Raw genomic sequence first — 7584 nt, 5'->3', positions numbered from 1 at the left:
CGCCGCAAGCGCTTCTGCCGCTTCACCGTCACCGGCGTCAAGGAAATCGACTACAAGGATGTCGATACGCTGCGCGACTTCATCAGCGAGAACGGCAAGATCACGCCCGCCCGCCTGACCGGCACGCGTGCGTTCTTCCAGCGCCAGCTGACCACCTGCATCAAGCGCGCTCGCTTCCTGGCCCTGCTGCCGTACAGCGACCAGCACAAGGTCTAAAGGAGCAACGACATGCAAGTGATCCTGCTCGAAAAGGTGCAGAACCTCGGCAACCTCGGCGACGTGGTCAAGGTGAAGGACGGCTACGCCCGCAACTTCCTGATCCCGACCAAGGCCGCCCGCCGCGCCACCGAAGCCGCCATCAAGGAGTTCGAGGCCAAGCGCGCCGAGCTCGAGAAGGCCGCCGCCGAGAAGCTGGCCGCCGCCCAGGCGCTGGCCGAGAAGATGAACGGCCGCACCGTGCACATCACGCAGAAGGCGGGTGTGGACGGCCGCCTGTTCGGCTCGGTGACCAACCAGGACGTCGCCGAGGCGCTGACCCGCATCGACTTCAAGGTCGCCAAGGCGCAGGTGCGCATGCCCAGCGGTCCGCTGAAGACCGTCGGCGAGCACACCGTGACCGTGGTGCCGCACACCGATGTGATGGCGGAAGTCAAGGTTGTCGTGATCGGCGAAACCGACTAAGGTAGCCCCCGCGACCGCAAGAGGGCCGGCATACGCCGGCCCTTGTCTTTGGCGGGCCGCGTTTTCACAGGTTGTCCCGCGGTTTCCCCCGATCGATCACCGGCTGTCCACAGGGTTGCCCACAAGCATGTCCAAGGTCTTCGAGTCTCCCGAATCGACCCCTGCGGTGCGTGACGACGAGGTCGCGCGGCTGCGCGTGCCACCCCACTCGATCGAGGCCGAGCAGAGCGTGCTCGGCGGCCTGCTGCTCGACAACAGCGCCTGGGACCGCGCCGGCGACCTGCTCACCGAGAGCGACTTCTACCGTTGGGAGCACCGCCACATCTATGGTGCGATCGGCACGCTGGTGAACGCCACGCGGCCGGCCGACGTGATCACTGTCTTCGAGCAATTGCAGAGCCTGGGCAAGGCGGAGGAGTGCGGCGGCCTCGTGTACCTCAACGCGCTGGCGCAGAGCGTGCCGAGCGCGGCCAACCTGCGCCGCTATGCGGAGATCGTGCGCGAGCGGGCCATCTTGCGCAAGCTGGTCGCCACCTCCGACGAGATCGCCACCGCGGCGTTCAATCCGCAGGGCCGCCAGGTCAACGAGATCCTCGACGAGGCCGAAGGCAAGATCTTCCGCATCGGCGAGGAAGGTTCGCGCTCGAAGCAGGGCTTCCAGAGCATGGACCAGCTGGTGGTGCAGCTGATCGACCGCGTCAACGAGCTGCACGAGAACGGCGCCGAGGACGTGACCGGCGTGCGCACCGGCTTTTACGACCTCGACAAGATGACCGCCGGGCTGCAGCCGGGCGACCTGATCATCCTGGCGGCGCGCCCCTCGATGGGCAAGACCGCCTTCGCGCTGAACATCGGCGAGCACGTGGCCGTCAACGAGGGCCTGCCGGTGGTGGTGTTCTCGATGGAAATGGGCGCGGCCCAGCTGGCGCTGCGCATGGTGGGTTCGCTCGGCCGCATCGACCAGAGCAACCTGCGCACCGGCCGGCTGCGCGACGACGAGTGGGGCCGCCTCTCGGAGGCCGTCGAGAAGCTCGGCAAGGTCAGCATGTACATCGACGAGAGCCCCGGCCTCACGCCCAGCGAGGTGCGTGCGCGGGCGCGTCGCCAGGCGCGACAGTGCGGCCAGCTCGGCCTGATCATCGTCGACTACCTGCAGCTGATGAGCGGCAGCGGCGGTACCAGCGAGGAGAACCGCGCCACCGTGATCGGCGAGATCTCGCGCGGCCTGAAGTCGCTGGCCAAGGAGTTGAAGTGCCCGGTGATCGCGCTGTCGCAGCTCAACCGCTCGGTCGAGACCCGCACCGACAAGCGGCCGATGATGAGCGACCTGCGCGAATCGGGCGCCATCGAGCAGGACGCGGACGTGATCATGTTCATCTACCGCGACGAGTACTACACCAAGGAAGCCTGCAAGGAGCCGGGCGTGGCCGAGATCATCATCGGCAAGCAGCGCAACGGGCCGACCGGCACGGTGAAGCTCACCTTCCTGAAGCCGCTGACGAAGTTCGACAACCTCGCGCCTGGCATGGGCGGGGCAGACGAGTACTGACGATCCCGATGCGCAGGTTGCGCAGACTGTATATATTTACAGTATGCGCCACGCCCGCCGCATCGCCATCGTCCCTGCCGAAGCCGTCAGTCCCAAGGGGCGGGGCACGACCTGGGCGCTGGAGCACCGCTTCAGCAGCCAGCATGCCGAGCCCTGGGACGACGGTTGGGGCACGCTCGACCAGCAGGCGCTGGAAGTCGAGGTGCCGCCCGAGACGCGCATCATCGAGGAGCGGGTCAAGTCCATCCTGACGAGCAACGACTCGCCGGACATCGCTTTCGACCTTTCCATCAACCCCTACCGCGGCTGCGAGCACGGCTGCGTCTACTGCTTCGCGCGGCCGACGCACAGCTACCTGAATCTCTCGCCCGGCATCGACTTCGAGTCGCGCATCGTCGCCAAGGTCAATGCCGCGCAACGGCTGCGCGAGGCGCTGGCCCACCGCGGCTACGAGCCGCTGATGCTCAACATCGGCTCGGCCACCGACGCCTACCAGCCGGCGGAGCGGCAGCTGCGCATCACACGCTCGGTGATCGAAGTGCTCAGCGACTGGAACCACCCGTTCTCGCTGGTCACCAAGTCGGCCGGCGTCGAGCGCGACCTCGACCTGATCGCCCCGATGGCGGCAAGGCGCCTGGCTGCGGTCTACGTGTCGGTGACCACGCTCGACCCGGCGCTCGCGCGCATCCTGGAGCCACGCGCCGCGTCGCCGCAGCGACGCCTGCGCACGATCCGCGCGCTCAGCGAGGCCGGCGTGCCGGTGGGCGTGAGCGTGTCGCCGGTGATTCCCTTCGTCAACGAGCCCGAGCTCGAGCGCATCCTCGACGCCGCCACCGAGGCCGGCGCGCGCAGCGCGTTCTCCATCGTGCTGCGGCTGCCCTGGGAGGTGAACCCGATCTTCCAGGACTGGCTGCAGCGCCACTATCCGCTGCGTGCCGAGCGCGTGATGGCGAGGGTGCGCGAGATGCGCGGCGGCCGCGACAACGACGCACGCTTCGGCAGCCGCATGACGGGCGAGGGCGTGTGGGCGAGGCTGCTGCGGCAGCGCTTCGAGAAGGCCTGCGCCCGGCTGGGCCTCAACCGCGAGCGCCATGCGCTTGACCTGACGCAGTTCGGCGCGCCGGGTGCTGCGCCGGCGCCGCAGCAGGCTTCGCTGTTCTGAGCGCTGGATGTCCTGACGTCAGGGTGCGCGGCAGGCAGCAAACAGATCGAGGGCGACGCGGTACTCGGAAGCCTGGATGCCCAGCGCGCCGGCCACGCTGTGGAAGAGATGGTCGTGGCTGAGCGGCTGGTCGCGCAGCGAGGCCAGGCACTGGGTGCGCTGCGCCGATGGCGTCCAGACGATCAGCGGCACGTGCGTCTGCTCGCGTGGCGCCACGCTGTAGGGCAGCCCGTGCAGGTACAGGCCCTTCTCGCCGAGCGATTCCCCGTGATCCGAGACGTAGAGGAGCGTCGGCTCGAATGCGCTGCGCTGCGACTTCAACCAGCCGATCGCGCCGGCCAGCACGCGGTCGGTGTAGGCGATCGAATTGTCGTAGGCGTTGCCCAGCGCCTGCTCGTCGCACTGTTGCAGCGCGTTGGTCTCGCACTCGGGCTGGAACGGCTTGAGATCGGGCGGCGAGCGCCGCCAGTAGGCCGGCCCGTGGCTGCCCATCTGGTGCATCACCAGCAGCACGCCGCGCGCGCGGCGCTCGGCGGGCAGGGCGGCCAGGCGTGCGTCGAGCCCGTGCAGCAGGGCCTCGTCGAGGCACTCGCCGTCGCTGCATAGGGCGGCGGGCGCGCCGTCGGAGGCCTTCGCCGTCGGCACGCGGTCGCACAGGCCCTTGCAGCCGGACTGGTTGTCCAGCCAGAGCACGGCCAGGCCGGCACGCTGCGCCAGATCGAGCAGGTCTTCCTGGTCACGCGTGCGCGCCGCAAAACCTTCGCGGCCGAGGTGCGAGAACATGCAAGGCAGCGAGGCGGCCGTGCTGGTGCCGCACGAGGTCACGTTGCGGAAGCTGACGACGTCGAGCGTGGCCAGCTGCGGATTGGTCGGCCGGCCGTAGCCGTTGAGCGAGAAGCGGTCGGCGCGCGCCGTCTCGCCGACGACGAGCAGGAACAACGGCGGCCGTGCGCCGGGCGCCGGCGGGGACAGGCGCACGTCCAGGCCGATCGCCTCCGGCGGCCCGCTCGGGCTCGCCTGGGCCTGCCGCAGCAGCGCGCCGGTCGAGTAGAAGGCATTGAGCGGGCTGATCTGGTAGCGGATCTGCTTGTGGTTGCGCATCGTGGCCGAGAGGTCGGCGAACAGCGCGAAGAGCAGCACCACGAAGGCGACGAGTGACGCCGCGATCCCCAGAAGGTTACGCCCGGCCTGGGCTCGCCATCCGAGCCGCTGCACCGGCAGCCGCGCCAGCCACACCATCGGCAAGCCGGCGATCAGCAGCAGGCTGGCGAGCAGGCGCAGGCTGAGCAGGTCGCGCGTCTCGGTGAGATTGGTCTGCACGACGTTGGTCATCATCGTCGGGTCGATGACGACGCCGTAGCTGCCCATGAAGTGCGCGCAGGCGGCGGCACTGATCAGGAAGAAGGCGGCTACCGGCTTGATCGCGCGCCGCCAGGCCGCCAGGGCCAGCAGCGCGAAGGTGAAGGCGGCCACCATGGCCGCGAAGCCGGCGGCGAAGACCAGGCCGCGCGAGCCGGCATGCTCGGGCAAGGCCAGCACGGCGCGCCACAGCGGCCAATTGCCCGCCGTGGCCAGCCACAGGCTGATCAGCAGGGCCAGGGTGACGGGATTCCAAGGGTGGCCAGATCGGTCGATCACTTCTCGCATCGGCAACAGGATGCCATTCGCGGCTTGTTCGCGACTTAAGCCCTGATCCGGTGAACGGCCATCACTGCCGCAAAGTCAGGCCGCCCGCCGCACGGCCGGAGGCCGTGCCCAAGGCGACCTGCGTGCCGCGGGTGCAGAAGCGCTGGCGCAGGCCGCTGATTTCCTGCACCAGCGCGGAGGCGTCGCTGATCTTGGCGCCATGGCGGTTCAGCACCAGGCCGGCCATTTCCAGCAGCTTGGCATTGAGTGTCTGCGAGCCGAGTTCCAGCAGGGTGCGCACGGTGATCTCCGGCGCCCCGTTCAGGCTGTGCGTCATCGCCTTCTCGGCCGAGGCGGTGATGGCCTGGTGCGCCGCGCGCACCAGCGCCTCGAAGGGCGGGTGGGGCGAGGCCGCCAGCGCCAGCATGTCGGCCGAGGCCTTGGAGGCGCAGAAGCGCTTGGCGACCTCGGTGATCCAGGCGTCGCCGTCGGGCAGTTCGATCTCGGTGCCGGTCACGCGCGCCAGCGCCGCGATCAGGTTGGCGGCGGCTTCGAAGTCGATGTCCTCGTCGCGGATCTGGCGCGCCAGCACGCGGGTCGCCTGCACGGCGGCGGCCGTCTGGCGTTCCACCAGCCCTTGCAGGATGCGCGCGGTCTCCAGCAGCCGGCGCAGCCGGGCGCTGTCCGGGCGCTTCTCGACGGCGCGTTCCAGGTGGCCGAGGGCGCGGGCGAAGGCCTTGGTGTCACGCTTGTCGGTGTGCAAGAAGGTCAGCAGCACCAGGCTCTGGCAGTCGAACATCTTCGAGCTCAGGCCGATGCGGACCGTGCGCTCCAGCGCGTCGGTGGCTTCTTCGGCCTGGCCCATGTAGAAGGCCAGCATGCCCTGCTTCTGCAGCCGCGAGACGCTGGCGGGCGTCAGTTCGGTGGCGCTGCGGTAGGTCTCCAGCGCCGCGGCCATGTCACCTTGCTCGACCTGCACGCGGCCCATCACGTCGTAGGCGTCGGCGTAGGTGGGCTGCTCGCCGATCAGGCTCTCCAGCGTGCGCGTGGCCTGCTGCAACTGGCCGGACTCGAGCTCGACGCGCGCGATACCCAGCTTGGCCCAGGGCGCGGCGCGCGCCTCGCGCACCGCCTCGTAGAGCGCGCGGGCCTTTTCCAGCTCGTTGAGCCGCACGTACAGCTCGGCACCGACGCGCGCGGCGTACAGCCAGTATTCGCCGCGCTGCTCGAAGCGCTCCTGGCAGAGCTGCGCGGCGGTGGCGAAATCCTCGGCGGCGATCGACTCGAAGATTGGGCCGAGCACCTTCTTGCGGTGGCGTGCCTGCAGCACGCGCTGCTCCAGCGCGGCGGCGGTGTGCGGCTTGAGCAGGTAGCTGTCCAGCGCCGCTTCGGCCGCCTCGGCCACCCGGGTGTACGACGCCTCGCCCGTGACCATCACGAAGACGGTGGCGTAGGGCAGCAGGTTGGAGCGGCGCAGGTCGTCGAGCAGGTCCTGGCCCGACATCGCGGAGTGGTCGAAGTGGTAGTCGCACAGCACCACGTCGAAGGTGCGCGCCTCGAGCAGGCGCCGGGCATCGACGGCGCGGCTCGCGTACGCGACGTGGCCCACGCCCATGTCGCGCAGCATCCCGGCGAGGATGCTGCGGGAGGTCATGTTGCCGTCGATGACGAGCGCGCGGCAGTCGCCGATGTCGGGATACAGCTGGCGTGCCATGCGGGGTGACGGCCGGAAAGGAGTCTGGACAACTCCTTATCGGCCGTTCCCGCGCCCGCTGAAGGGCTTTACTTGAACAGGTCCTTGACCCGATCCGTCCAGCTTTTCGCGTTCGGCGAGTGCTTGTCGCCGCCCTTGCGGAAGGATTCGTCGAGTTCCTTGAGCAGCTTGCGCTGGTGCTCGGTGAGCTTGATCGGAGTTTCCACCTGCACGTGGCAGTACAGGTCGCCGGGGTAGCTGGAGCGCACGCCCTTGATTCCCTTGCCGCGCAGGCGGAACGTCTTGCCGTGCTGGGTGCCCTCGGGCAGCTCGATCTCGGCCTTGCCGCCCAGCGTGGGCACCTCGATCGAGCCGCCGAGCGCCGCCGTGGTCAGGCTGACCGGCACCGTGCAGTGCAGGTCGTCGCCGTCGCGTTCGAAGATGTCGTGCTGCTTGACGCGGATCTCGATGTACAGGTCGCCCGGCGGGCCGCCGTTGGTGCCCGGCTCGCCATTGCCGCTGGAGCGGATGCGCATGCCCTCGCCGATGCCGGCGGGGATCTTCACTTCCAGCGTCTTGGTCTTCTTGATGCGGCCCTGGCCGCTGCAGGTAGTGCAGGGGTCGGGGATGATCTTGCCGGTGCCGTGGCAGTGCGGGCAGGTCTGCTGGATGCTGAAGAAGCCCTGGCGCAGGTGCACCGTGCCAGAGCCGTTGCAGGTGGTGCATGTCTTCGGGCTGGTGCCGGGCTTGGCGCCGCTGCCGTGACAGGTCTCGCAGGTCTCCCATGCGGGGATGCGGATCTGCGTGTCCTTGCCGTTGGCGGCCTCCTCGAGCGTGATCTCCATCGCGTAGCTGAGGTCGGCGCCGCGATAC

At 69.1% G+C, this 7584-nt stretch carries 7 protein-coding genes; 4 read left to right on the top strand and 3 right to left on the bottom strand.

What is annotated here, in order from left to right; genetic code table 11:
* The 4 genes from rpsR to AB7U92_RS17780 form a co-directional block, all read left to right on the top strand.
* Positions 1–216, top strand: a 216-nt coding sequence (rpsR, locus tag AB7U92_RS17795) for a 30S ribosomal protein S18 (RefSeq protein ID WP_428579868.1), incomplete at its 5' end; no start/stop codon positions are given.
* A gap of 12 nt (positions 217–228) precedes the next feature.
* On the top strand, positions 229–681 hold the full coding sequence (gene rplI / locus AB7U92_RS17790) for a 50S ribosomal protein L9 (protein ID WP_428579866.1): 453 nt from the start codon (positions 229–231) through the stop codon (positions 679–681).
* Positions 682–808: 127 nt separating this feature from the next.
* Positions 809–2230, top strand: coding sequence for a replicative DNA helicase (gene dnaB, locus AB7U92_RS17785; protein WP_428579863.1), 1422 nt, complete (start codon positions 809–811; stop codon positions 2228–2230).
* A 43-nt stretch (positions 2231–2273) separates the two neighbouring features.
* Positions 2274–3392 carry a PA0069 family radical SAM protein gene (locus AB7U92_RS17780; protein WP_428579860.1) on the top strand — a complete coding sequence of 373 codons (1119 nt, stop codon included), beginning with the start codon at positions 2274–2276 and terminating at the stop codon, positions 3390–3392.
* Between the two features lie 18 nt (positions 3393–3410).
* Here AB7U92_RS17780 and AB7U92_RS17775 read toward each other — a convergent pair whose 3' ends face one another.
* The 3 genes from AB7U92_RS17775 to AB7U92_RS17765 all read right to left on the bottom strand — a co-directional run.
* On the bottom strand, positions 3411–5039 hold the full coding sequence (locus AB7U92_RS17775) for a phosphoethanolamine transferase (protein ID WP_428579871.1): 1629 nt from the start codon (positions 5037–5039) through the stop codon (positions 3411–3413).
* A 61-nt stretch (positions 5040–5100) separates the two neighbouring features.
* Positions 5101–6732 (bottom strand): response regulator, encoded by a 1632-nt coding sequence (locus tag AB7U92_RS17770; protein WP_428579858.1) that lies wholly within the window; start codon positions 6730–6732, stop codon positions 5101–5103.
* Between the two features lie 68 nt (positions 6733–6800).
* On the bottom strand, positions 6801–7584 hold a 784-nt coding region (locus tag AB7U92_RS17765; protein ID WP_428579855.1), incomplete at its 5' end, for a molecular chaperone DnaJ.

The sequence above is a fragment of the Piscinibacter sp. genome, from assembly GCF_050175855.1.
Classification (GTDB): Bacteria; Pseudomonadota; Gammaproteobacteria; order Burkholderiales; family Burkholderiaceae_C; genus Piscinibacter.
This window is presented reverse-complemented; position numbering and strand designations above follow the sequence as displayed.